Annotated in this window: 26 protein-coding genes, 1 pseudogene and 1 other annotated feature; of the genes and pseudogenes, 10 read left to right on the top strand and 17 right to left on the bottom strand. The window is 54.6% G+C overall.

The features are described 5' to 3' along the window. Window positions 1–10 precede the first annotated feature (10 nt). Together B3511_RS11050 and cls are read right to left on the bottom strand one after the other, a co-directional pair. Entirely contained in the window at window positions 11–340 is a 330-nt protein-coding gene (locus B3511_RS11050) for an HI1450 family dsDNA-mimic protein (RefSeq protein ID WP_040075277.1), read from the bottom strand. A 33-nt stretch (window positions 341–373) separates the two neighbouring features. Continuing rightward, window positions 374–1,834 (bottom strand): cardiolipin synthase, encoded by a 1,461-nt coding sequence (gene cls, locus B3511_RS11045; RefSeq protein ID WP_040075278.1) that lies wholly within the window; start codon window positions 1,832–1,834, stop codon window positions 374–376. A 141-nt stretch (window positions 1,835–1,975) separates the two neighbouring features. Here cls and B3511_RS11040 point away from each other — a divergent pair, with 141 nt between their 5' ends. The 3 genes from B3511_RS11040 to leuE all read left to right on the top strand — a co-directional run bounded on the left by B3511_RS11040 (window position 1,976) and on the right by leuE (window position 3,133). Then, complete coding sequence (locus B3511_RS11040) at window positions 1,976–2,149, top strand: YciY family protein (protein ID WP_154298803.1); 174 nt, start codon at window positions 1,976–1,978, stop codon at window positions 2,147–2,149. A 134-nt stretch (window positions 2,150–2,283) separates the two neighbouring features. Further along, window positions 2,284–2,415, top strand: a complete 132-nt coding sequence (locus B3511_RS20665) for a KPN_01571 family protein (RefSeq protein WP_212475710.1) — start codon at window positions 2,284–2,286, stop codon at window positions 2,413–2,415. Between the two features lie 82 nt (window positions 2,416–2,497). After that, a complete protein-coding gene (leuE, locus tag B3511_RS11035) occupies window positions 2,498–3,133 on the top strand; it encodes a leucine efflux protein LeuE (RefSeq protein ID WP_040075279.1) in 636 nt (211 codons plus the stop codon). Window positions 3,134–3,164: 31 nt separating this feature from the next. Here the strand turns inward: leuE and B3511_RS11030 are convergent, their stop codons facing one another. Beyond that, complete coding sequence (locus B3511_RS11030; RefSeq protein ID WP_040075339.1) at window positions 3,165–3,461, bottom strand: YciI family protein; 297 nt, start codon at window positions 3,459–3,461, stop codon at window positions 3,165–3,167. A gap of 221 nt (window positions 3,462–3,682) precedes the next feature. Here B3511_RS11030 and tonB point away from each other — a divergent pair, with 221 nt between their 5' ends. Further along, complete coding sequence (tonB, locus tag B3511_RS11025; RefSeq protein WP_040078476.1) at window positions 3,683–4,408, top strand: TonB system transport protein TonB; 726 nt, start codon at window positions 3,683–3,685, stop codon at window positions 4,406–4,408. Window positions 4,409–4,446: 38 nt separating this feature from the next. Here tonB and yciA read toward each other — a convergent pair whose 3' ends face one another. The 4 genes and pseudogenes from yciA to B3511_RS11005 form a co-directional block, all read right to left on the bottom strand. Further along, on the bottom strand, window positions 4,447–4,842 hold the full coding sequence (gene yciA / locus B3511_RS11020; RefSeq protein ID WP_286782344.1) for an acyl-CoA thioester hydrolase YciA: 396 nt from the start codon (window positions 4,840–4,842) through the stop codon (window positions 4,447–4,449). A gap of 215 nt (window positions 4,843–5,057) precedes the next feature. Continuing rightward, complete coding sequence (locus tag B3511_RS11015) at window positions 5,058–5,597, bottom strand: septation protein A (protein WP_207291870.1); 540 nt, start codon at window positions 5,595–5,597, stop codon at window positions 5,058–5,060. Between the two features lie 54 nt (window positions 5,598–5,651). Continuing rightward, window positions 5,652–6,395 carry a YciC family protein gene (locus tag B3511_RS11010; RefSeq protein ID WP_286782342.1) on the bottom strand — a complete coding sequence of 248 codons (744 nt, stop codon included), beginning with the start codon at window positions 6,393–6,395 and terminating at the stop codon, window positions 5,652–5,654. Window positions 6,396–6,420: 25 nt separating this feature from the next. Next, window positions 6,421–6,516 (bottom strand): annotated as a pseudogene (locus tag B3511_RS11005) (YkgJ family cysteine cluster protein); the annotation flags it as partial. A gap of 219 nt (window positions 6,517–6,735) precedes the next feature. Between B3511_RS11005 and ompW the strand changes: the two are divergent. Continuing rightward, window positions 6,736–7,368, top strand: a complete 633-nt coding sequence (ompW, locus tag B3511_RS11000) for an outer membrane protein OmpW (protein ID WP_286782340.1) — start codon at window positions 6,736–6,738, stop codon at window positions 7,366–7,368. A 31-nt stretch (window positions 7,369–7,399) separates the two neighbouring features. On the opposite strand, the gene yedF is transcribed toward ompW, so the two are convergent. The 7 genes from yedF to B3511_RS10965 all read right to left on the bottom strand — a co-directional run bounded on the left by yedF (window position 7,400) and on the right by B3511_RS10965 (window position 15,531). Next, on the bottom strand, window positions 7,400–7,633 hold the full coding sequence (gene yedF / locus B3511_RS10995; protein ID WP_040075344.1) for a sulfurtransferase-like selenium metabolism protein YedF: 234 nt from the start codon (window positions 7,631–7,633) through the stop codon (window positions 7,400–7,402). Beyond that, complete coding sequence (yedE, locus tag B3511_RS10990; RefSeq protein WP_212475725.1) at window positions 7,630–8,841, bottom strand: selenium metabolism membrane protein YedE/FdhT; 1,212 nt, start codon at window positions 8,839–8,841, stop codon at window positions 7,630–7,632. Before yedE ends, yedF begins: the two co-directional genes overlap by 4 nt. A gap of 160 nt (window positions 8,842–9,001) precedes the next feature. Beyond that, window positions 9,002–9,808 (bottom strand): tryptophan synthase subunit alpha, encoded by an 807-nt coding sequence (gene trpA, locus B3511_RS10985; RefSeq protein ID WP_040075346.1) that lies wholly within the window; start codon window positions 9,806–9,808, stop codon window positions 9,002–9,004. Continuing rightward, window positions 9,808–11,001: a tryptophan synthase subunit beta gene (gene trpB, locus B3511_RS10980; RefSeq protein WP_040075347.1), complete on the bottom strand. Its 1,194-nt coding sequence runs from the start codon at window positions 10,999–11,001 to the stop codon at window positions 9,808–9,810. The genes trpA and trpB overlap by 1 nt, the downstream gene beginning before the upstream one ends. A gap of 10 nt (window positions 11,002–11,011) precedes the next feature. Further along, entirely contained in the window at window positions 11,012–12,370 is a 1,359-nt protein-coding gene (trpCF, locus tag B3511_RS10975) for a bifunctional indole-3-glycerol-phosphate synthase TrpC/phosphoribosylanthranilate isomerase TrpF (RefSeq protein WP_286782336.1), read from the bottom strand. Between the two features lie 3 nt (window positions 12,371–12,373). Beyond that, window positions 12,374–13,969 carry a bifunctional anthranilate synthase glutamate amidotransferase component TrpG/anthranilate phosphoribosyltransferase TrpD gene (gene trpD / locus B3511_RS10970; protein WP_040075349.1) on the bottom strand — a complete coding sequence of 532 codons (1,596 nt, stop codon included), beginning with the start codon at window positions 13,967–13,969 and terminating at the stop codon, window positions 12,374–12,376. After that, entirely contained in the window at window positions 13,969–15,531 is a 1,563-nt protein-coding gene (locus tag B3511_RS10965; RefSeq protein WP_286782335.1) for an anthranilate synthase component 1, read from the bottom strand. Before B3511_RS10965 ends, trpD begins: the two co-directional genes overlap by 1 nt. 23 nt (window positions 15,532–15,554) lie before the next feature. Beyond that, window positions 15,555–15,650: a sequence feature (Trp leader region), on the bottom strand. A 159-nt stretch (window positions 15,651–15,809) separates the two neighbouring features. On the opposite strand from B3511_RS10965, the gene rnm reads away from it, so the two are divergent. From rnm to rluB, 3 genes are all read left to right on the top strand, one after another. Next, entirely contained in the window at window positions 15,810–16,691 is an 882-nt protein-coding gene (gene rnm, locus B3511_RS10960; protein WP_263616837.1) for an RNase RNM, read from the top strand. Beyond that, on the top strand, window positions 16,688–17,308 hold the full coding sequence (locus B3511_RS10955) for an L-threonylcarbamoyladenylate synthase (protein ID WP_040075354.1): 621 nt from the start codon (window positions 16,688–16,690) through the stop codon (window positions 17,306–17,308). Before rnm ends, B3511_RS10955 begins: the two co-directional genes overlap by 4 nt. Window positions 17,309–17,410: 102 nt before the next feature. Further along, window positions 17,411–18,286 carry a 23S rRNA pseudouridine(2605) synthase RluB gene (gene rluB / locus B3511_RS10950; protein ID WP_040075355.1) on the top strand — a complete coding sequence of 292 codons (876 nt, stop codon included), beginning with the start codon at window positions 17,411–17,413 and terminating at the stop codon, window positions 18,284–18,286. 32 nt (window positions 18,287–18,318) lie between these two features. On the opposite strand, the gene cobO is transcribed toward rluB, so the two are convergent. Together cobO and B3511_RS10940 are read right to left on the bottom strand one after the other, a co-directional pair. Continuing rightward, window positions 18,319–18,909, bottom strand: coding sequence for a cob(I)yrinic acid a,c-diamide adenosyltransferase (gene cobO, locus B3511_RS10945; protein WP_046885212.1), 591 nt, complete (start codon window positions 18,907–18,909; stop codon window positions 18,319–18,321). Next, window positions 18,906–19,667 carry a YciK family oxidoreductase gene (locus B3511_RS10940; RefSeq protein ID WP_286782333.1) on the bottom strand — a complete coding sequence of 254 codons (762 nt, stop codon included), beginning with the start codon at window positions 19,665–19,667 and terminating at the stop codon, window positions 18,906–18,908. The genes cobO and B3511_RS10940 overlap by 4 nt, the downstream gene beginning before the upstream one ends. 247 nt (window positions 19,668–19,914) lie before the next feature. Between B3511_RS10940 and sohB the strand changes: the two genes are divergently transcribed. Then, complete coding sequence (gene sohB / locus B3511_RS10935; RefSeq protein WP_286782331.1) at window positions 19,915–20,961, top strand: protease SohB; 1,047 nt, start codon at window positions 19,915–19,917, stop codon at window positions 20,959–20,961. A gap of 31 nt (window positions 20,962–20,992) precedes the next feature. Here the strand turns inward: sohB and B3511_RS10930 are convergent, their stop codons facing one another. Next, entirely contained in the window at window positions 20,993–21,244 is a 252-nt protein-coding gene (locus tag B3511_RS10930) for a YciN family protein (RefSeq protein ID WP_040075359.1), read from the bottom strand. A gap of 398 nt (window positions 21,245–21,642) precedes the next feature. Here B3511_RS10930 and topA point away from each other — a divergent pair, with 398 nt between their 5' ends. Continuing rightward, the gene (topA, locus tag B3511_RS10925) at window positions 21,643–24,240 is read left to right on the top strand and encodes a type I DNA topoisomerase (protein WP_040075361.1); all 2,598 of its coding nucleotides are present in this window, start codon (window positions 21,643–21,645) and stop codon (window positions 24,238–24,240) included. The last annotated feature ends 153 nt before the right edge of the window (window positions 24,241–24,393 follow it).

Below are 24,393 nucleotides of genomic sequence, written 5' to 3'. Positions count from 1 at the left end.
CCTTTTTCTTTTATTCGCGCCAGAGAATGTGGCAAAGCTTATGGTCTTTTTCCCGGCACAGCAGAACGCGGGCAAAAATATCGTTAATTTCGCCGCCGTCTTCATCTGCCAGGCCAATCACCACTTCGGCGAAGAAGTCCGGGTTGAGGTCGTAATCGACATGCTCGGCCCAGTCTTCTGACGGATCAAACAGCTCTGCGCCGCCGCGCTCTTCGAACTGCAGATTGAAAAGAATAACGTCTGCGGGATCGAGGTTATCAACCGCCAGTTCGAGAAAAATATCGTAAGCCTGCTCGAGCGTTTCGTCTTCGGTCAGGCGATTGTTCAGATCCATTTCCATGATGACTACCTGTTTAACATCGTTGGGCACGTTTTACAGCAACGGACTAAAGAAGTAAAACAGTCGTTCGGCAATTCGCTGCCACAGCGGACGTTTCATCCACAGGCGCGCATCCAGCAGGCGAGAGCGGGAGATGTAGTCGTCCTGGACAGCCGCCAGATCGCCACCAAAACCGGCGTCATCAATGACCAGCGTGATTTCAAAATTGAGCCACAGACTGCGCATATCGAGGTTCACCGTCCCCACCAGGCTCAGTTCGCCATCGACCAGGACGCTCTTGGTATGCAGTAAGCCGCCTTCAAACTGATAGATTTTCACCCCGGCGGCCAGCAGTTCGCTGAAGAAGGCGCGGCTGGCCCAGCCCACCAGAACCGAATCGTTTCTCCGCGGCAGAATAATGCTCACATCAACCCCGCGCTGCGCTGCGGTACAGATGGCATGCAGCAGGTCGTCGCTCGGCACGAAGTAGGGCGTCGTCATAATCAGGTACTCACGCGCCGAGTAGGCGGCGGTAAGCAGGGCCTGATGAATCAGATCTTCCGGGAAGCCGGGGCCGGAGGCGATGGTGTGAATGGTGTGCCCGCTGGCCTCTTCGAAGGGCATGATGTTGCCATCTGGCGGCGGGGGCAGAATACGTTTACCGGTTTCGATTTCCCAGTCACAAGAGTAGACAATCCCCATGGCCGTGGAGACGGGGCCTTCCATACGCGCCATCAAATCGACCCACTGGCCGACACCCGCGTCCTGTTTAAAGAAGCGGGGATCAACCATATTCATGCTGCCGGTATAGGCGATGTAATTATCGATCAGCACCATTTTTCGATGCTGGCGAAGGTCCATGCGGCGTAAGAACACACGCAACAGGTTGACTTTCAGCGCCTCCACGACTTCGATGCCGGCATTGCGCATCATCGCAGCCCAGGGGCTACGGAAGAAGGCGACGCTGCCTGCGGAGTCGAGCATCAGGCGGCAGTGGATGCCTCGACGGGCCGCGGCCATCAGCGACTCCGCCACCTGGTCGGCCATACCGCCGGGTTGCCAGATATAGAAGACCATTTCGATGTTATGCCGGGCGAGCTGAATGTCTCTGATTAGCGCGTTCATGACATCGTCGGAAGAGGTCAGCAGCTGCAGCTGATTGCCCTTGACGCCGGCGATCCCCTGGCGACGTTCGCACAATTTAAACAGGGACGACGCCACGTCACTGTTGGTTTCGGCAAAGATATGATTGCAGGCTTTAAGGTCGTTCAGCCATTTTGCCGTCGAGGGCCACATGGCACGGGCACGCTCGGCGCGACGCTTCCCCAGGTGCAGCTCCCCGACGGAGAGATAAGCGATAATCCCCACCAGAGGCAGAATATAGATAATCAACAGCCAGGCCATCGCGGACGGCACGGCGCGGCGCTTCATCAGTATGCGCAGCGTTACCCCGGCTATCACCAGCCAGTATCCCAGAATGACCAGCCAACTCACCACGGTGTAGAAGGTCGTCATAAAAAAAATCCTTTTGAAAGCGTATTGTTATGAGTTTACGCATCAGGATTTTTCTGGCAAATAAAAACGGCAGATAAAAGCGCTGGTTTGCGTCTGGTAAGGGTCTATAATGGCGCCTCTGTTAAGGCAAGAGTTGTAAACATGAAGCGCAGTAAAACTGAAGTAGGGCGCTGGCGCATGTTGCGACAGAGCAGCCGCCGCAAGTCGCGGTGGCTGGAAGCACAATCCCGCCGCAATATGCGTATCCACGCCATCAGGAAATGCAGTGTGAACCGTCAACGAAATTCGTTGTTGTTCGCCGTTCAGATTCAGTGAACGATACCAGGGCACCCTCTGCGGTGCCCGATGTTCTCTTCACCCTTTAAGTTTTCCCACCGTTTCGCTTAATCGGGTTAATTTCCTTGCCCGCTGCTGTATGATATAGCCCCCGTATCGCAGATATAACAACAATGAATCCATTTCTCTGGGTAATTATTGCGTTATTTATCGTGGATGCGTTGAGGGAATATACACAACAGCCATCTTTACCGGCCTTTATTGACTATATTTTGACCCTCTCGGCGCATTGCATGACGATATAAGCGCGTTGTTAAAAAACGTCTCTTCGTCAGTCAGGTGTCACCCGGAGATAGCCGGGTTATGCAATTTCAACAGGAGTGAAAGGTGTTTGCAGAATTTGGTGTGGTGAATTTTTGGACTTATGTCGTCGGTGCGATTTTTATCGTACTGGTGCCCGGGCCTAATACGCTGTTTGTGTTGAAAACCGGAATTGGGCACGGTGTGAAGAAGGGATACCTTGCGGCAAGTGGCGTTTTTATTGGTGATGCGGTACTGATGTTCCTCGCCTGGGCGGGCGTGGCAGCCTTGATTCAGACGACCCCGGTTCTCTTTAACGTGGTTCGCTATCTGGGCGCTTTTTATTTATTGTGGCTCGGTGGAAAAATCCTCTGGTCAGTTATTACGCATAAGCAGCAGGGCGAATCCGGCGGCGCGGAGCCGGCAAAAATGATCATGAAACGCTCGCTGGTATTGAGTATGACCAACCCGAAAGCGATTCTGTTTTATGTCTCCTTCTTTGTACAGTTTATTGATGTCAACGCCAAACATACCGGCGTCTCTTTTATGATTCTGGCACTGACACTGGAGCTGATTAGCTTTATTTATATGAGCTTTTTGATCTTTTCAGGGGCATTTGTCACCCGTTATCTGAAAACCAAAAAGAAACTGGCCAAACTGGGCAACGGTTTAATCGGACTGTTGTTTGTTGGTTTTGCCGCCAGGCTGGCATCGCTGCAGTGATTCAAGGCTCCCTCGGGAGCCTTGACTACTTTTAGAAGACTTTCTTGTAAGGCGTGACCGCGACCTTTTGATACACTCCCGCCGCAACGTAGGGATCCGCCTCCGCCCAGGCTTTGGCGGCCTCCAGCGACTCGAATTCCGCAATGACCGTTGAACCCGTAAATCCTGCAGCGCCCGGATCGTTACTATCAACAGCAGGCAGTGGACCCGCAGTCAGCAATCTGCCCTCATCGTGCAGTAGTTGCAAACGGGCCAGATGGGCAGGGCGGACGGAAAGACGTTTTTCCAGGGAATCAGCAATATCTTCAGCGTAAATCACGTAAAGCACGGTGGAGCTCCTGAAGCGATAAAAGAGTTAATTACGTTAAGTGAAACGTCATATGACTGCAATGTAAAGATATAAACAATGTTAAAACCGTAACAAATGCGTGCCTTTTTTCAGCGTCAGTGGGCTTAAATTGCCTGAAGATGAACTGGCTTATTGAATATGATTGCTATTTGCATTTAAAATCGAGGTCTGGTTTTTTAACTGAAACGATTATGACTTCAATGACCCTTGATTTACCTCGCCGCTTTCCCTGGCCGACATTGCTGTCAGTCGGTATTCACGGAGCCGTCGTGGCGGGTCTGCTATACACATCGGTACATCAGGTTATTGAAATGCCAGCGCCTGCGCAGCCTATTTCCGTGACCATGGTTACGCCTGCAGAGCTGGAGCCTGTCCAGGTTGCGCCCCCGCCACCGGAACCTGTTGTTGAGCCAGAACCCGAACCGGAACCCATTCCGGAGCCACCTAAAGAAGCACCGGTGGTGATCCATAAACCCGAGCCGAAGCCTAAACCCAAGCCGAAGCCAAAGCCGAAACCGGTGAAGAAGGTCGAAGAGCGTCCGAAACGTGAAGAACGTCCGGTTGAGCCACGTACTGCACCGTTGCAGAATACGGCCCCATCGCGGCCATTAGTCAGTAACACGCCGAGCACCGCGAAGCCGGTAGTCACTGCACCTTCAGGGCCGCGCGCATTGAGCCGTAATCAGCCGCAATATCCGGCACGCGCACAGGCGTTGCGTATTGAAGGCCGCGTTCGCGTGAAATTCGACGTTACGCCTGACGGGCGCGTTGAAAATGTGCAGGTGCTTTCCGCCCAGCCATCAAATATGTTCGAGCGCGAAGTGAAAAACGCGATGCGCAAATGGCGTTACGAAGCGGGCAAACCGGGCAGCGGTTTAATTGTCAATATTGTCTTCCGCCTGAACGGCGGTGCGACGATGGAATAAAAAAAGCCTCCGTAAGGAGGCTTTTTTTTGTCTGTTCGTTAGATCTTGGGCAAAGGACGCGGTTTCCCGTCGTTGTCTACGGCCACATAAATAAACAGCGCCTCGGTCGCTTTATAACGCTGACCAATTGGCTCGGAAGAGACTTTCTTCACCCACACTTCAATATTGATCGACACCGAGGTATTACCCCGCTTCACGCAGCGCGCGTAACAGCACACCACGTCACCGACGGCGACCGGGCGCAGAAAGGTCATGCCGTCGACTCTGACCGTCACCACGCGGCCATGGGCAATCTCTTTCGCGAGAATTGCACCACCCATATCCATCTGCGACATCAGCCAGCCGCCAAAAATATCGCCATTCGCATTGGTATCTGCGGGCATGGCGAGTGTGCGTAAAACCAGTTCGCCCTGTGGGACGTTCGTTGTTGTCATTATGTACTCTACTCATTACGGAGGACTTCAGGCGGGATGCTACTATGATTTCCAGCCGAGGAGAACAGGTGATAGCGTCCATTTTGCTGGAGCGAATGGCGGGAATAAGCAACGGATGTCGTCAGAAATGGCTCGCCCTGAAGGGGTCACAAGCAGTAAGGGTTCTATAACGTTTCAGAATGAAAGCCAGGCCGCAGAGCAGCCTGGCGCAGAGATTATTGCTGATCGTCTTGCGGCATATGGCGATAAATATAGACACCGCTCAACAGCGTAAAAATCAGCGTCAGTGCGGTAAGACCAAAGACTTTGAAGTTCACCCAGATATTTTGCGGCAACCAGAAAGCGATATAGATATTCGCCAGCCCACAAAGAATAAAGAACACCGCCCAGGCGATATTCAGGCGTGACCAGACCTCCTGCGGCAGCGCCAGTTCTTTACCCAGCATGCGCTGGATCAGCGGCTTCTTCATGACAAACTGGCTAACCAGCAGTGCGCCAGCGAACAGACCGTAAATGACCGTCACCTTCCATTTAATAAACTCGTCGTTATGGAAGAAGACCGTCAGACCACCAAACACGGCGACCAGGATGAAAGTGATGAGTGCCATCTTCTCTACTTTGCGATAGCGCACCCAACTGTAGATAAGCACAACAGCGGTAGCAACAATCAACGCCGTGGTAGCGGCATAGATGTCGTAGAGCTTATAGAACGCAAAAAAGACAATCAGCGGTAAAAAATCAAGAAACTGCTTCATTCTTCGATTCCATTATCTGCGACAGCCTGAGCATGACCCAGGCCGTCAGGGAGGTTACTGGCGAATCAGCGTGTACAGACGGAACAGGTATACCAGCAAAATCGCGGAGATCAGGTTGCTCAGCGTGTTGGCAACAACGGCGCCCACATTAGGTGTTAATACAGCAAAATTGGGGGCAAACAGCAGAAGGGCGGTTTTAGCCAGCAGCCAGCCGATCACGGCGGGCGCCACCAGACGCATATTCGCCCAGGCCAGACGCACACTGCTGCGCATGGCGACAAAGATGCCCATCTTATCCTGTACCACCATGACCGGCGCAAAGGCCAGAACAATGGCCAGCAGCACACCAGGCACCACGACCAGCATAATACCCATCTGCACCAGCAGGGTCGTTAAGAAGATGAGGATAAAGAGTTTTGGCAGCACCGGAGCGCTGGCCCCGATAGCGCGCAGAGCACTCACCCGCTGACCAGCAGAGACCAACTGAATCATCAGCAGCACGCCACCCGCCATAATGGCATTACCAATCAGACCAGAGAAGGTAGAGGCCGCCGACGCGCGCAGTAAAATCTGCTGCTGCTCGGGCGTCATATTCTGTACAAGCTCAAACAACCCAACGCTACCGGCCAGATTGTCACCCTGACTCAGGCTGGCAATCTGCTCCTCACTCGGCGAAAAAGCATGACCCAGCACCACCGTGATAAATGCGCATAACAAGGCAATCAGTAAAAAAGTAATGAACTGATTGCGGAAAAAATTCCCCGTGTCACGGTAGACAGACTTCGCCGTGATAGACATGCACTCTCCTTGAGTATTGCAGGTATTAATTAGCGGGCAATTGTACCCTGGATAACTCTGCGGTGGCAGCATCAAGGCTTGTATGGAAAAGCATATCTTTGTAAAGCATCAGTAATCCATGACAGGTTTTTACCCCTCAAGACGCGCACATTTTTGAATTTGGCATTTATCGGCAAAATTGATCTGCTTACCAATACTCTTTTTAACGAACCACAAGAAAAATTAATGTAGATCAATGAATGTTAAATTACTGAAATGAATGTGATCTGAGTAAGATCACTTCGTAATTATTTGTAGGTATATTCCCCCTCGCAGTTAAAACCATAACGAGGGAGTGGATATGAAAAAGGCAGTGGTTGCAGCACTTATCTTAGGCAGTCTGTCAGGCGGCGCTTATGCCCATGAGGCAGGGGAATTCTTCTTCCGGGCGGGCTCCGCCACGGTTCGCCCAACGGAAGGCTCTGACAACGTGCTGGGAATGGGCGGCTTCAACGTCAATAACAATACGCAACTGGGTATGACCTTCACCTGGATGGCCACCGACAATGTCGGTGTTGAGCTTCTGGCCGCCACCCCGTTCCGTCATAAAGTGGGGCTTGGGCCAACGGGCGATATCGCCACGGTTCACCATCTTCCGCCAACGCTAATGGCCCAGTGGTATTTTGGCGATGCAGGTAGCAAGGTTCGCCCGTATATCGGCGCCGGGGTGAACTACACCACCTTCTTTGACGAGAAGTTTAATGACAAAGGGAAAGAGGCCGGTCTGTCGGATCTGAGCCTGAAAGACTCCTGGGGTATGGCGGGACAGGCGGGGGTGGATTACCTCATCAACCGCGACTGGCTGATCAACATGTCCGTCTGGTACATGGATATCGACACTGAAGTGAAATTCAAGGCGGGCGGCGAGCAACAAAATATCAGTGCCCGTCTGGATCCGTGGGTGTTTATGTTCTCAGCGGGTTATCGCTTCTAAGAGAAAAGGGTGGCGCAAGGCCACCCTCACTTTACTTCTGAATCAAATAGCGAATGGTCGGCCCGTCCTGCTGAATATCCAGTACGGTATAGCCATGGTTTTTAGCGTCCAGCGGAATATTATTGATCGACTGCGGACAGTCGCTCACTACCTCCAGGATCTCGCCTTTCTTCAGCTGCGGCATGGCCTCCAGCGTGGCCACGGCGGGATACGGACAGGGCTCACCCACCATGTCCAGGCGATAATCAGGAATAAACTGTTTCATGCGATCTCCTTACAGGTTGCTGTTTGCCGGGACGTGCGGCGAAAGAAGCGTTTCTCCTGGGCCAGCACCAGTAAAAAGGCGGCCAGCAACATTATATAGGTTGCCAGTAATCCCCCCAGCGGACCGAAGGTATTCAGCAGATTGACTTTATCCCAGTTTGTCGCGAGCGCAGGCGAGAGATCATCCCAGTAGTAGGCCAGCAACGTTGAGCCGATAACATTACCCAGCCCCACCCACCAGTAGTGAACCTGGCCTTCAACGGCACGATACATCCAGCCGGTTTCACAGCCGCCGGCCAGCACGATGCCAAAACCAAACAGCAAACCGCCAATCACGGCGTTCGGGCCTGCCCACATGATTTTCGGTTCGACGCCAAGTTGTACGTAGCTAAAGATGCCGATGGCGCTCACTGCCATCCCGGCAATAATGGCTTTCGCCATCATGGTCCGTCCGGTGATCCACATGTCACGGAAGGCGGAGGTAAAGCAGATTTGCGCGCGTTCAATTAACAACCCAAAGCCCACGCCGAAGAGCATCGCCAGCCCTAATTTGGGTTGATTCAGTGCCGTGCACAGCGCCCAGGCCAGCATGCCGAAGAAGACCAGCATCCCCATGCGGAAGCGGCGTCGAGCCTTTTCCGGTTTCTGCGTCAGGGGCGAGGCTGCGCTCACTTTTTGAATTTTGACCGGGATACGGAACATCGGTAACAGCGTGAAGCGCGCGCCGAAGTACGAGCCGACAGCGGTGGCCAGGGCGAAGAACCATGCGTGCAGCGAAAACTGTGGAATGCCGGTGAAAAAGGCCGCCAGGTTACACCCCATCGCCAGACGGGCCCCAAAACCGGCGATAATGCCCCCGACGACGGCCTGCGCAATACGAATCCGGTTTTGCGGCATACGCAGCTTCACGTTATTGGCCCACAGTGCGGCGGCAAAGCAGCCGCCAAACATCCCGATAATCATCATGCCGTCGATGCGGGTCAGAGGCGAACCCTCAAGATGGATCAGTTTGAAATATCCCCACTCTTCGGTATGCACCCCCGCTAACTGGAGCAACTGCCCGCCCCAGCGGGTGAATTCACCCGTCACGGCCCAGAAGGTGCCGGTGATGCCGAAATAATAGGTAGAGAGAATGCCCGCTGCGATAACCGCAGGGACAGGTGACCAGAACTTAATAAGATAAGCCTGTTTGAAGTCATGCCATGACATGGATAAACCTCTGAACTCAGAAGGATTAGGGGCGTTAGCCGTAAAAGAAGAGGGGATGATACGCCGGGAATGGCGTTTGAAAAGAGAAAAAAGCCGTAAAGCTCGACGGGATCAATTTATGCGAAACGCCGCCTGAAAATTTCAGACGGCGAAGAGGTTATCAGCCTCGTGTTGCCGCTTTCATGCTGCTAACAAAGGTTTTCAGCTCGCTGAGCATCTGGTCAGGACTGTTGAGGTTGTTCTCGATGATTTTGACAATCGCCGAGCCGGAGATCGCCCCTGCGGCCTTCGCCTCGATGGCCGCTTTAACCTGGTCCGGTGAAGAGATGCCAAAGCCCTGCAGCGGCGGTGCCGCATGATATTCGGCCAGTTTTGCGACCAGGTGATGCAGAGGGAGCGCGGCTTTATTCTCTGCGCCGGTTACCCCCGCACGAGAGAGCAGATAGGTATAGCCGCGGCCATAAGAGGCAATCTGGCGCAACAGTTCGTCGTCGGCATTAGGCGGGCAGATAAAAATCGGCGCCACGTTATGACGCATCGCCGCCTGACGGAACGGCGCAGACTCCTCCACCGGCACGTCTGCCACCAGTACCGAGTCCACACCCACGCGAGCGCATTCGGCATAAAACGCGTCAATCCCGCGACTAAAGACCAGGTTGGCATACATCAGCAGGCCAATTGGAATGGTCGGGTATTTCTGACGAACGGTGGCCAATATTTCAAAACACTGGGTCGGGGTGACACCGGCGGCAAAGGCGCGCAGAGTCGCGTTCTGGATGGTCGGACCATCAGCCAGCGGATCGGAGAAGGGGATCCCCAGCTCCAGCGCATCGGCACCGGCCTCAATCAGCGTGTCGATAATTTTTAAAGAGTGTTCAGGCGACGGATCGCCCAGGGTCACAAAGGGAACAAATGCGCCTTCCTTGCGTGCTTTGAGCTCAGCAAATACGTTATCGTAACGTTCCATCACATTTCCCCTCGTGCTTTCAAAATATCGTGAACGGTGAAGATATCTTTATCACCGCGACCGGAAAGGTTAACCACCAGCAGCTGCTCTTTTTCCGGGTTTTCCTTAATCATTTTCAGGGCATGGGCCAGCGCGTGCGAGGACTCCAGTGCCGGGATAATACCTTCGCTGCGACAGAGCGTTTTGAAAGCTTCCAGCGCTTCGTCATCGGTAATAGAGACGTAATCCGCACGACCGGTACTGTTCAGGAACGCGTGCTGCGGCCCCACGGACGGGAAATCCAGCCCGGCAGAGATAGAATAGGACTCTTCGATCTGCCCCTCCTCAGTCTGCATCATCGGCGCCTTCATACCGAAATAAATCCCCACGCGGCCATGCTTCAGCGGCGCACCGTGCTCGCCGGTTTCAATACCGTGCCCGGCCGGTTCAACGCCAATCAGTCCGACGCTGGTTTCATCAATAAAGTCGGCGAACATGCCGATGGCATTAGACCCACCGCCAACGCAGGCGATGACCGCATCCGGCAAACGCCCCTCTTTTTCGAGGATCTGCGCTTTGGTCTCTTCGCCAATCATGCGCTGGAATTCGCGCACAATGGTCGGGAACGGGTGAGGGCCCGCCGCCGTGCCCAGCATATAGTGGGCGGTGTCGTAGCTGCCAGACCAGTCGCGCAGCGCTTCGTTACAGGCATCTTTCAGGGTTGCAGAGCCGCTATGTACCGGAATCACCTCCGCACCCATTAAACGCATCCGGAAGACGTTCGGTGACTGGCGCTCCACGTCTTTAGCCCCCATATAGATGCGGCATTTCAGGCCGAGCAGGGCGCTGGCAAGGGCAGAGGCAACGCCGTGCTGACCGGCACCGGTTTCGGCGATAATCTCGGTTTTGCCCATCCGTTTTGCCAGCAGCGCCTGTCCCAGCACCTGGTTGGTTTTGTGCGCGCCGCCGTGGAGCAGATCTTCACGCTTCAGGTAGAGGGTCGTCTTCGTCCCTTCCGTCAGGTTGCGGCATTTGGTCAGCGCGGTCGGGCGTCCGGCGTAGTTTTTCAGCAGGTCGGTAAATTCGGCCTGAAACGCAGGATCTTTTTGCGCGCTGACAAAGGCTTCTTCCAGCTGGCGCAGCGCGGGCATCAGGATCTGTGGCACATACATGCCACCGAACTCACCAAAATAGGGGTTAAGTAATGTTGTCATCTTCTCTTCCTTAATATGCACGCAGCGTTTTAAACACCGAAGCCAGTTTGCTGGCATCTTTAATGCCAGGCTGCGATTCGACGCCTGAATTGAAATCGAGTCCTGCACAGCCCGCTTTAGCGGCCTCTACACAGTTATCCGGACCTAAACCCCCCGCGAGAAGAACATTGTCGAGCTTCTCGCCGGTTAGCAGTGACCAGTCGAAACGTTGCCCGGTACCGCCCTGGCCGTTATCCAGCACATATTTGGTCACGTGTTGCAGGTTGCGTACGGGCAGAACATCACCCACGCTCAGCGCTTTCCAGATGTCGACCTGTTCGGGCAGCGATTCGCGCAGCGCGTCTATATAAACTTGATCTTCACTGCCGTGCAGTTGAACGGCGGTCAGGTTCAGCGCTCTGGCTGTTGCGGCAACGTCGGCAATAGCGGCATCGCGGAATACGCCAACATAGCGCAGCGGCGCGGCGGCCATAACGTCACGGGCGCGCGCGATATCTACCGCCCGCGGGGAGGAGGCGACGAAAATGAGTCCGCCATAGATCGCGCCAGCAGCATGTGCCGCAGCGGCATCTTCCGGGCGCGTCAGTCCGCAAACCTTATTCTCACCTAACAGCACCCGGCGCACGGCGGCGCTCAGGTCGGCCTGCTCCATCATGGCGGAGCCAATCAGAAAACCGTTGGCAAAGTGGCTCAGCTCACGCACCTGGGCATAGGTATTGATCCCCGATTCGCTGATGACCGTTACCCCGGCACCCAGGCGCGGCGCGAGCTGGCGAGTACGGTTGAGGTCGATGGAGAGATCGCGCAAATCGCGATTATTAATCCCCACCACTTTGGCCTCCAGCGCAATGGCGCGCTCCAGCTCCTCTTCATTACTCACTTCCGTCAACACGCCCATGTTCAGGCTGTGGGCGACGGCCGCCAGTTGACGATACTGCTCGTCATCCAGCACCGACAGCATCAACAGGCAGGCGTCGGCCTGATAGAAACGCGCCAGCCAGATCTGATAAGGATCGATGATAAAGTCTTTGCACAAAATCGGCTGCGGGGCAATACCGCTAACGACAGGCAGAAAATCAAAGCTGCCCTGGAAATACTTCTCATCCGTCAAAACAGAAATCGCCGACGCATGGTGTTTATAGATTCCGGCGATGGTGGCCGGGTCGAAGTCGTCGCGGATCACCCCTTTGGACGGAGAAGCTTTTTTGCACTCCAGGATAAATGCCGTCCGTGCGCCCTGCAGGGCTTCGTAGAATCGACGGCTGCTGGGGACCACCTCGTTCTGAAAGCTGGCGAGCGGCTGCTGCGCCTTACGGGCTTCTACCCAGATAGCCTTATCGGCAACGATTTTCGCTAAAACGGTCTGCATGAATTACCCTCTTGCCGCAAGTGCGGTCACACGGTCATATGCTGCGCCAGAGCGCAACACGTCGATAACTTTTTGCGCATTCGCCTTAAGATCCTCCTCGCCGTGCAGACGCATCAGCATGGCGACATTGGCGGCGACGGCAGCCTCATGAGCGGCTTCACCTTTACCTTGTAACAGGCGGGTGAGAATGTCACGGTTTTCTTCCGGGGTACCGCCTGCCAGCGCCTCCTGATGGTAAGGCGTTAAGCCAAAATCGCTCGCCTCAAGCTGATAGCTCTTGATTTCGCCATCGTTCAGTTCTGCCACCAGGGTAGGGGCATGCAGTGATACCTCGTCCATGCCGCCGCTGTGAACCACGGCTGCACGCTGATATCCCAGCATGCGCAGTGTTTCAGCTATGGGCAGTACCAGTTCAGGGCTGTAAACACCAATCAGCGCCAGCGGAGGGTGTGCCGGGTTAATCAGCGGCCCCAGCACGTTAAACAGGGTACGGGTCTTCAGCTGCTGACGCACCGGCATAGCATGGCGGAAACCGGTGTGGTACTTCGGTGCGAACAGGAAGCAGACCCCCAGCTCGTCCAGCGCAGCGCGAGACTTTTCAGCATTCATGTCGAGGTTAATGCCAAATGCGGCCAGCAGATCGGATGAGCCGGAACGGCTGGAGACGCTACGGTTGCCGTGTTTAGCCACCTTGATACCACAGGCGGCAGCCACAAAGGCGCTGGCGGTGGAGATATTGATGCTGTTACTGCCGTCGCCGCCGGTACCCACGATATCGGCAAAGCGATAATCCGGACGCGGGAAAGGCGCAGCGTTTTCCAGCAGGGCGGTTGCTGCGCCAGCGATCTCCTGCGGGCTTTCACCACGGACTTTCATGCTCACCAGCGCGGCTGCCAGTTGCTCGGGTTTCAGCTCACCGCGTACCACGGCGGAGAACAGCTGGTGGCTCTCTTGTTGGCTCAGGGTCTGCGCCTGGTACAGTTTTTCCAGAACAGGTTGCAGGGTATTCGTCTGCTCCAGTTTTTGCAGCGCCCAGTTCAGCGTCTGCTCCAGCAGGCGAGCCCCCTGTGAGGTCAGAATGGATTCCGGGTGAAACTGCAGGCCGCAGACGCGGTCGGCGTCATGACGAACAGCCATCACCATTCCCTCGAAATGGGCGTTGATGGTCAGCCCCGCCGGAATGTTGCTGCCCACCAGCGAGTGGTAACGCGCGACCGGCAGCGGGTTCATCAGCCCGGCAAACATCGCCTGGCCGTCGTGTTCAATACTGGATGCCTTGCCGTGCAGAATTTCGCCCGCCTGGCCGACGTAGCCGCCATAGGCTTCCACAATCGCCTGATGGCCGAGGCAGATACCGATAATCGGTAGTTTACCGCGCATACGGGTCAGCAGTTCTGGCATACAGCCTGCTTCGCTTGGCGCACCCGGGCCCGGAGAGAGCATCAGCACCGGGTTCTGCATGGTGGCCAGGCGCTCAATTAAGGTCTGAGCCGGGACGTGATTACGGTAGATCACCACATTGTGGCCGTTGGCACGCAGCTGATCCGCCAGATTGTAAGTAAAGGAGTCGATATTATCGAGCAGCAGAATGTCAGCCATCAGAAAATCTCCTGTGCGTGATGTGCGGTGGCAATCGCGCGCAGTACGGCGCGGGCTTTATTGCGGGTTTCGTCGGCTTCAGACTGCGGTACGGAATCAAGAACGATGCCAGCGCCAGCCTGAACGGTGGCGATGCCATCTTCAACGTAAGCGGAGCGGATGACGATGCAGGTATCCAGATCGCCATGGGCCGTGAAATAACCTACCGCGCCGCCATAGCTACCGCGGCGTCGTCCCTCTGCCTGAGCGATAAGCTGCATGGCGCGGACTTTTGGCGCGCCGCTCAGGGTGCCCATGTTCATGCAGGCCCGATAGGCGTGCAGCACGTCCAGATCGCTCCGCAGCTCGCCGACCACGCGGGAGACCAGGTGCATCACGAAAGAGTAACGGTCGACCTTGGTCAAATCCGCCACGTAGCGACTGCCCGGCGTGCAGATACGCGCCAGGTCGTTACGCGCCAGATCAACCAGCATCAAATGTTCAGACATCTCTTTTTGATCGGTACGCATCTCCAGCTCAATACGGCTGTCCAGGTCGCGATCAAGCGTGCCGTCCGCACGACGACCCCGCGGGCGAGTCCCGGCGATCGGATAGATTTCAATCTGACGGCTGGTGGCGTCATATTTCAGGGAGCTTTCCGGCGAGGCGCCGAACAACGTAAAGTCGTTGTCCTGCATGAAGAACATGTACGGGCTCGGGTTGCTCTTCTTCAGGACATCATAGGCTGCCAGCGGAGAAGGGCACGGCAACGAGAAGCGACGGGATGGCACCACCTGGAAAATTTCGCCTGCGCGGATCGCTTTCTGCATCTGGCGTACGACCACGCCAAATTCGTCGTCGGTCTGACTGTATTCGCAGCGCATCTGCTCAACGCGTTGCACCGGCAGAGAAGCAGGCTCTTCCGTCATCTGCTGCTGTAGCTGGGCGATACGCTGCTCGAGGCGCTCTTTTTCAGCCGTCAGGGGAGTAAAAAGGCTGGCCTGGATACGGGTGCTTTTCTTCTGGTGGTCGATCACCAGTAAGGTTTCTGCGAGGTAGAAGCAGTAATCCGGGCAGCGATTTCCCTGTTCAACGTCAGGCAGATTTTCAAAACCGGCGACCAGGTCATAGGCAAACAGCCCGCCAAAGAACATCGCTTCACGCTCGTCTTCCGGCACATTGACCAGGTTTTGCAACAGGCGGAAGGCATCAAAGACCGATAATGAGCAGAGGCGGGCATCTTCATCCAGCAGCTGGCTTACCGGCGGGAAGTGCAGAACGCGGGCGTCCGGGCGTTGTTCATTTTCAATGCCAGCGGGCAGGACGCTATCCAGTAAAGGTAACAATGCCGCGCCGTTAGCCGATAACGCCTGGATAGTGACAACGTCACCCATGGCGGTGATCCGCAAAGCGCTGTCTACCAGCAGCAAACTCTTTAGATCATCTTTGCTGTCGATATCGGCAGATTCCAGCAGCAGGGTGGCCGCGCGGGCGCCGCAGAGCTGATGAAACAGGGCCGTTGGGTTATGGCGATAGGCTGCGTCCCGGGTAAGCAGTTCGAGGGTTGATTTGGCTGTTTGCATTAGTGTGTTCTCATATTCTGTTCAATAAAAAGCCCGCTCTGTGGCGGGCCTGGTATCTGTATGCGCGACGCAAACGTCTGACACTGCCCATAAATTCAGGAAGTGCGCCACCAACCATGCTGAGAGAAAGAGAGGGTCATTTGCAGATACCTTAAAAAGTGAACTTGCGTACTAGTTAACTAGTTCGATGGTTGAATGTCAACCCCCGATTTCAGTTATTCACGGCATACCGTTATCATAGTGAGCGCAAAGAGATGAAAATAGTGACGGGAGCCGCTTTGAGCGACACGAATTATGCAGTGATCTACGATTTACATAGCCACACAAAGGCCTCAGACGGCCTGCTTACGCCCGAAGAGTTAGTTCATCGCGCCCATGAGATGCGCGTGGGCACCCTGGCAATAACCGATCACGATACCACCGAGGCGATCCCGGCAGCACGGGCGGAAATTACCCGCAGCCAACTGCCGTTAACCTTAATCTCAGGCGTGGAGATCTCCACTCTCTGGGAAAATCATGAGATTCACATTGTTGGTCTGAATATCGACATTGAGAACCCGCTGATGTGCGAATTTCTGGACGAGCAAAAAAACCGCCGTAACCAGCGGGCTGCGTTGATTGCCGAACGCCTGGAAAAAGCACATATCCCAGGCGCCCTGGAAGGGGCGCTTCGGCTGGCGGGAGGCGGGGCAGTAACCCGGGGGCACTTCGCCCGTTTTCTGGTGGAAGCGGGGAAGGCCAATAACATCGCTGATGTTTTCAAAAAATACCTGGCGCGGGGGAAAACCGGATACGTTCCTCCTCAGTGGTGTACAATAGAACAAGCTATTGATGTCATTCATCATTCTGGCGGTAAGGCGGTACTGGCCCATCCGGCACGGTATAACCTCTCCGCCAAGTGGCTGAAAAGGCTGCTGGCCTGGTTCGCGGAACAGGGCGGCGATGCGATGGAAGTCGCGCAGTGCCAGCAAGCCCCCAATGAGCGTACACAACTTGCAACTTATGCCCGACAGTTCGGTTTACTGGCCTCGCAAGGCTCCGATTTTCATCAGCCTTGTCCGTGGATAGAGCTGGGCCGCAAGCTGTGGTTACCCGCAGGCGTCGAGCCGGTGTGGCAGCTCTGGGAACAGCCCGAGCCAAATAAAGAGAGGGAAGTATGAGTCAATTTTTCTATATCCATCCGGATAACCCGCAGGCGCGGTTGATTAACCAGGCGGTGGAGATTGTGCGTAAGGGCGGCGTTATCGTCTATCCCACGGACTCCGGTTACGCGCTGGGCTGCAAGATCGAAGACAAAGGGGCGATGGAGCGTATTTGCCGCATTCGCCAGCTGCCGGACGGGCACAATTTTACCCTGATGTGTCGCGATCTCTCGGAGCTCTCCACCTACTCCTATGTGGACAACGTGGCGTTTCGCCTGATTAAAAATAACACCCCGGGCAACTACACCTTTATCCTGAAAGGGACTAAAGAGGTACCCCGTCGTCTTCTGCAAGAGAAGCGTAAAACAATCGGTATGCGTGTGCCGTCGAACCCCATTGCACAGGCGTTGCTTGAAACACTGGGCGAGCCGATGCTCTCGACATCCCTGATGCTGCCGGGTAGCGAATTTACCGAGTCAGACCCGGAAGAGATCAAAGACCGTCTGGAGAAAGTGGTGGATTTGATTATTCACGGCGGTTACCTGGGTCAACAGCCGACAACGGTGATCGATTTAACCGACGAAGGGCCAACTGTTATCCGTGAAGGTGTGGGTGACGTTAAGCCTTTCTTGTAAGGATGTAAGCCGCTATACTACGCGGCCATCATTATTGCGGTGTTATCCCGCTATAATGAATCCTGTTCGACGCCTGTGAAGGCGACACCTGAAGGAAGCTCAATGAGCGAGAAATTACAGAAAGTGCTGGCGCGTGCTGGCCACGGTTCACGCCGTGAAATCGAAACCATTATTGAAGCAGGTCGCGTCAGTGTAGACGGCAAAATCGCTACGCTGGGCGATCGCGTTGAGATCGTACCGGGGCTGAAGATCCGTATCGACGGACATCTGATCTCGGTAAAAGAGTCGGCGGAGCAGATCTGCCGCGTGCTGGCTTACTATAAGCCAGAAGGCGAACTCTGTACCCGTAACGATCCTGAAGGGCGTCCTACCGTCTTCGATCGTCTGCCGAAATTGCGCGGTGCGCGCTGGATTGCCGTGGGCCGTCTGGACGTTAACACCTGCGGGCTGCTGCTGTTCACTACCGATGGTGAACTGGCCAACCGTCTGATGCACCCAAGTCGTGAAGTTGAGCGTGAATACGCGGTGCGCGTGTTTGGTGAAGTCGACGACAATAAAGTGCGCGACCTGTCGCGCGGTGTGCAGCTTGAAGATGGTCCGGCAGCATTTAAAACCATCAAATTCACCGGCGGTGAAGGCATCAACCAGTGGTACAACGTGACCCTGACCGAAGGCCGTAACCGTGAAGTGCGCCGTCTGTGGGAAGCCGTGGGCGTGCAGGTCAGCCGCCTGATTCGCGTGCGCTACGGCGACATCCTCCTGCCGAAAGGTTTGCCTCGCGGTGGTTACACCGAGCTGGATTTAACCCAGACGAACTACCTGCGCGAGCTGGTGGGGCTGACGCCAGAAACCACCTCCAAGGTGGCGGTTGAGAAAGATCGCCGTCGCATGAAGGCGAACCAGATCCGCCGTGCGGTGAAGCGCCACAGCCAGGTGAGCACCGGTCGCCGCTCAGGCAGCCGTAACAACAACGGTTAAAAACAACAAACCCGGCATTGCCGGGTTTTTTCTTAATAGTCGATACCGATTTGCGCTTTCACCCCGGCATCAAACGCATGTTTGACCGGACGTAGCTCACTAACGGTATCTGCTATCTCCAGAATATCTCTGTGACAACCACGCCCGGTCACGATCACCGTCTGATGAGCTGGCCGGTTTTGCAGCGCGGTGATGACCCTTTCAAGCGGCAGATAGTCGTAGGCCACCATATAGGTAATCTCATCCAGCAGCACCATGTTCAGGCTGGGATCAGCCAGCATCCGCTCGGCATGCTGCCAGACCGCCAGGCAGGCGGCGGTGTCAGTCTCCCGGTTTTGCGTGTCCCAGGTAAACCCGGTTGCCATCACCTGAAACTCTACCCCATGCGGTTCCAACAGATTACGCTCGCCGTTTGGCCATTCGCCTTTAATAAACTGGATTACGCCGACCTTTTGACCGTGACCGACCGCGCGAGTGGCGGTGCCAAACGCGGCGGTAGTTTTACCCTTACCATTGCCCGTAAAGACAATAATAATTCCACGCTCGTCCTGAGCGGCGGCAACGCGGGCATCGACCTGTTCTTTTAACCGCTGCTGGCGCTGCTGATGACGATCATCACTCATTGGGAAATCCCTGGTTTACGGCCCGGTTGGGCATCAAAAGTCATACCGGTTTTCCGGCGGCTATCATCGCCCATCAGCCATAAATAGAGCGGCATAATGTCGGCAGGTGTTTTGAGTTTGTCCGGATCTTCCGTCGGGAATGCGCTGGCACGCATTTTAGTACGCGTACCTCCTGGGTTAATACAGTTCACGCGCAGATGACGGCTCTGATACTCTTCTGCCAGAACCTGCATCATCCCCTCAGTAGCGAATTTCGAGACGGCATAAGCGCCCCAGTTGGCACGCCCCTGACGGCCAACGCTGGAAGAGGTAAAGACCAGCGAGCCAGAGTCTGACTTCAGTAATAAAGGAAGCAATGCCTGAGTCAGGAAAAAAGTACCGTTGACGTTGACCTGCATCACGTGCTCCCACAACACCGGATCCTGTTCATCCATCGGGCGCACTTCCCCCAGTAAACCGGCGTTATGCAGCACACCGTCGAGGCGAGGGTAGCGGGCGGCAATGCGCTGCGCCAGGGCCTGACAGCTCTCAGGGGTGCAGGTCAGGAGATCCAGTGTATACCAGCGCACCGGATGCGGGCTCACCTGGGCGACATCGTCGGCCGCAGCGCGTAATTTCTCTTCGTTACGACCCAGCAGGATCACGCTGGCGCCGTGGCGGGCATAGGTCAAGGCTGCTTCAAGGCCAATGCCGTCGCTGGCGCCGGTGACCAAAATAATACGGTTTTGCAGTAGATCTTTTTTCGGTTGATAGTGCACGGTAACTCCTCTGGCACGCATGTTTTCTGCGTCTGCTCTCTACGCTTTTCGGATTTATGCCCGAAAGCGCGCGTGATTTCAATCAGTCTACCGGAGACTTGGTAGTGAAATTAACAATTTGCAAACATTTCGCGGCGGTTTAACCATTCCGGAAGCGCGATCGCAAGGGTAACTTCACAAGCGAGACGCCCGGCCATGGCTGTTGTACACTGGGTGCGAAAACAAGTGGTTAAATCAAGGTGGACGCGTGGAATTACTCTCTGAATATGGTTTATTTCTGGCGAAAATCGCAACGGTGGTAATTGCCATTGCGATAATCGCAGTTCTCATTGTTAACCTGACGCAGCGCAAGCGTCAGCGCGGCGAGTTACGTATTACCCGTTTGAGCGAGCAGTACAGCGAAATGCAGGAAGATATGTCGGTCTCCCTGCTCGACAAACATCAGCAAAAGCTGTGGCATAAAGCCCAGAAGAAGAAACACAAGCAGGAAGCCAAAGCCGCTAAAGCGAAGGCTAAACAGGAACAGCGAGACGAGCCGACAAAACCGCGCGTCTATGTGCTGGATTTTAAAGGGAGTATGGATGCGCATGAGGTGGCTTCCCTGCGTGAAGAGGTAACTGCTGTTATTGCCGTTGCCAAACCGCAAGATAAAGTGGTGGTACGACTCGAAAGCCCGGGTGGGGTGGTGCACGGTTATGGCCTGGCAGCCTCGCAGCTGCAGCGCTTACGTGACAAGCAGATCCCTCTGACGATTGCGGTCGACAAAGTCGCGGCAAGCGGCGGCTACATGATGGCCTGCGTGGCGGACAAAATTGTCGCGGCGCCATTCTCGATTATCGGGTCGATTGGCGTGGTAGCGCAGATCCCTAACTTCAACCGTTTTCTGAAAAGCAAAGATATTGATATCGAGTTGCACACGGCGGGGCAGTACAAACGTACCCTGACGCTGTTAGGTGAAAACACCGAAGAGGGACGGCAGAAGTTTCGCGAAGATCTTAATGAAACCCATCATCTGTTTAAAGATTTCGTTAAGCAGATGCGTCCATCACTGGATATCGACCAGGTTGCAACCGGTGAGCACTGGTACGGTGTCCAGGCGCAGGAGAAAGGGCTGGTTGACGAAGTGGGGAACAGCGACGATCTGCTGCTGGGCCTGATGGAAAACCATGAACTGGTAGGGGTACGGTTTGTCCAGCGTAAACGCCTGACTGACCGCTTCACCAACAGCGCGGCTGAGAGCGCCGATCGCCTTCTGCTACGCTGGCTTCAGCGCGGTCAAAAACCGCTGCTGTAACTAAAACGCGAGGCCCAGGCCTCGCGTTTTTTTAATCAACAAGGTGATACTTTTCCGAGAGCGTATGCGCCAGGTATTTAAACATATTAAACACCGCGGTGCTTTTTGGGGTCGGAAGCCCTTGTTCATCAAGGAAATACTCACCGCTGAACACCAGCACGCCGTTGCGCTGCTCGACGCCCGTGGCTTCAATGCCGGCCAGGGTGTCTTCATGTTCACGAATCAGTTTATTTGCTTCTGCGAGCAACGTGGCTCGATCAACAGGTTGGGTCGTTTGCTGCATAATCCACTCCTTAAACAGTGACAATAGTCTACGCCGCAGCGATGAAGTGGGCAAATTTTCCCTGTTTTAGCAGTGGGTTTATCCTGCTGACCCCGCTGGCGAGATTTGCTTTTGCATGCTAATAAAGTTGCGTAACGAATTATATCAGGTAGAGTGTGCGCTTTCGTCATTCTGGCAATAGATTTGCTTGACATTCGACCTAAACTTCGTCGTGCAGTCACGTTGATGCGAGAAAAAGCCCGTTAACTCAACCGCCTGGAGAAAGACGCGTAGTCGTCCGGAAACCACAGGGGGTTGATATCCACCGGGGATGTCGCAATATAAATGGCTCGTCGCCAGTGGAAGGTGAAATTACGTGCGACGTATTCCTGGAAGAAACAAATTAGGTAAAGGTGATTATGGGTAAAGCTCTCGTTATCGTTGAGTCCCCGGCAAAAGCCAAAACGATCAATAAGTATCTGGGTAGTGACTACGTGGTTAAGTCCAGCGTCGGTCATATCCGCGATTTGCCGACCAGTGGCTCAGCCAGTAAAAAGAGCGCAGACTCTACCTCCACCAAAGGGGCTAAAAAGCCTAAAAAGGATGAACGTAGTGCGCTCGTCAACCGCATGGGGGTCGATCCCTGGCATGACTGGCAGGCACAATATGAAGTGCTGCCAGGAAAAGAGAAAGTTGTCAACGAGCTGAAACAGCTGGCTGAAAAAGCAGACCACATCTATCTCGCAACCGACCTTGACCGCGAAGGGGAGGCCATTGCATGGCACCTGCGGGAGATCATCGGTGGCGACGAGACACGCTATAGCCGTGTCGTATTTAACGAAATTACCAAGAATGCGATTCGTCAGGCGTTTGAGAAGCCGGGCGAACTGAATATCGATCGTGTAAATGCGCAACAGGCCCGTCGTTTTATGGACCGCGTTGTGGGTTACATGGTCTCTCCGCTGCTGTGGAAAAAAATTGCCCGTGGGCTGTCCGCCGGACGTGTTCAGTCAGTAGCGGTACGCCTGGTCGTAGAGCGCGAGCGTGAGATTAAAGCATTCGTCCCGGAAGAGTTCTGGGATATCAATGCCAACGTTACTACCCCGGCTGGCGATGAACTGCCGCTGGAAGTCACGCATCAGAACGACAAGCCGTTTCGTCCGGAAAACCGCGACCAGACCATGGCTGCCGTGGCGCTGCTGGAAAAAGCACGTTACGACGTGGTGGAGCGTGAAGACAAACCGACCTCCAGCAAGCCTGGCGCACCATTTATCACCTCCACCCTGCAGCAGGCGGCAAGTACCCGTCTGGGCTTCGGCGTGAAGAAAACCATGATGATGGCGCAGCGTCTGTATGAAGCAGGCTACATCACCTATATGCGTACTGACTCGACGAACCTCAGTCAGGATGCTGTGAGCATGGTGCGGGATTACATCAGCGATAACTTCGGTAAGAAATATCTGCCGGAGAGTGCCAACCAGTATGCGAGCAAAGAAAACTCTCAGGAAGCGCACGAAGCGATTCGTCCTTCTGATGTAGCCGTCTCCGCTGAATCGCTGAAAGATATGGAAGCAGACGCGCAGAAACTTTATCAACTGATCTGGCGTCAGTTTGTTGCCTGCCAGATGAACCCGGCCCAGTACGACTCCACAACCTTGACCGTTGCTGCGGGTGATTTCCGCCTGAAAGCGCGCGGTCGCATTCTGCGCTTCGACGGCTGGACTAAAGTGATGCCTGCGCTGCGTAAAGGTGATGAAGACCGCACTCTGCCGGCAGTGAATAAGGGCGACACACTCTCGCTGGTTGAATTAACCCCGGCTCAGCACTTTACTAAGCCGCCGGCACGTTTTAGCGAAGCGTCACTGGTTAAAGAGTTAGAAAAACGCGGTATTGGTCGTCCGTCGACTTATGCGTCAATCATCTCCACCATCCAGGACCGCGGCTATGTACGCGTTGAGAGTCGTCGTTTCTACGCCGAGAAAATGGGAGAAATTGTCACCGACCGTCTGGAAGACAACTTCCGCGAGCTAATGAACTACGACTTTACCGCCCAGATGGAAGATCGTCTCGATCAGGTGGCGAACCATCAGGCGGAATGGAAGAAGGTGCTCGATAGCTTCTTCAGCGACTTCACCCTTCAGTTGGATAAAGCGGAAAAGGCGCCGGAAGAGGGCGGCATGCAGCCGAACCAGATGGTGCTGACCAGCATCGATTGCCCGACCTGTGGCCGCAAAATGGGTATCCGTACTGCGACCACCGGTGTCTTCCTGGGCTGCTCCGGTTACGCGCTGACGCCGAAAGAGCGTTGCAAAACCACCATTAACCTGGTGCCAGAGAACGAAGTTCTTAACGTACTGGAAGGTGATGACGCAGAGACCAACGCGTTGCGCGCCAAACGTCGTTGCCAGAAATGTGGCACGGCGATGGACAGCTACCTGATCGATCCGAAACGCAAATTGCACGTGTGTGGTAATAACCCAACCTGCGATGGATACGAGATCGAAGAGGGCGAGTTCCGTATCAAAGGCTATGACGGCCCGATTGTAGAGTGCGAAAAATGTGGTTCTGAAATGCACCTGAAAATGGGTCGTTTTGGCAAATACATGGCTTGTACAAACGACGAGTGTAAAAATACGCGTAAGATTCTGCGTAACGGTGAAGTGGCGCCGCCGAAAGAAGATCCGGTTCCGCTGCCTGAACTGCCATGCGAGAAATCGGACGCTTACTTCGTACTGCGCGACGGTGCTGCAGGGGTCTTCCTGGCGGCTAACACCTTCCCGAAATCTCGCGAAACTCGCGCGCCATTAGTGGAAGAGCTGTACCGCTTCCGCGACCGCTTGCCGGAAAAACTGCGTTATCTGGCTGATGCGCCGCAGCAGGATCCAGAAGGGAACAAGACCGTGGTCCGCTTTAGCCGTAAAACGAAACAGCAGTATGTTGCAGCGGAAAAAGAGGGCAAAGCCACTGGCTGGTCTGCATTCTTCGTTGACGGTAAATGGGTTGAAGGTAAGAAATAACCTTTACATACCGTAACTTACCTGTAAAAGGGCCGGATCTCCGGCCCTTTTTTATTACATTCTTATTATTTTTAGTTCCGTACTATACAGTGATGATATAAATGATATAGTGGTTATAGTTAACCCCTTTCTTATTATCAAATCGTCTTAAGC

This window comes from Leclercia sp. UBA1284 (assembly GCF_002308415.1).
Classification (GTDB): Bacteria; Pseudomonadota; Gammaproteobacteria; order Enterobacterales; family Enterobacteriaceae; genus Enterobacter; species Enterobacter pneumoniae.
The sequence above is the reverse complement of the archived record's forward strand: the minus strand, read 5'-3'. Positions and strand labels throughout refer to the sequence as shown.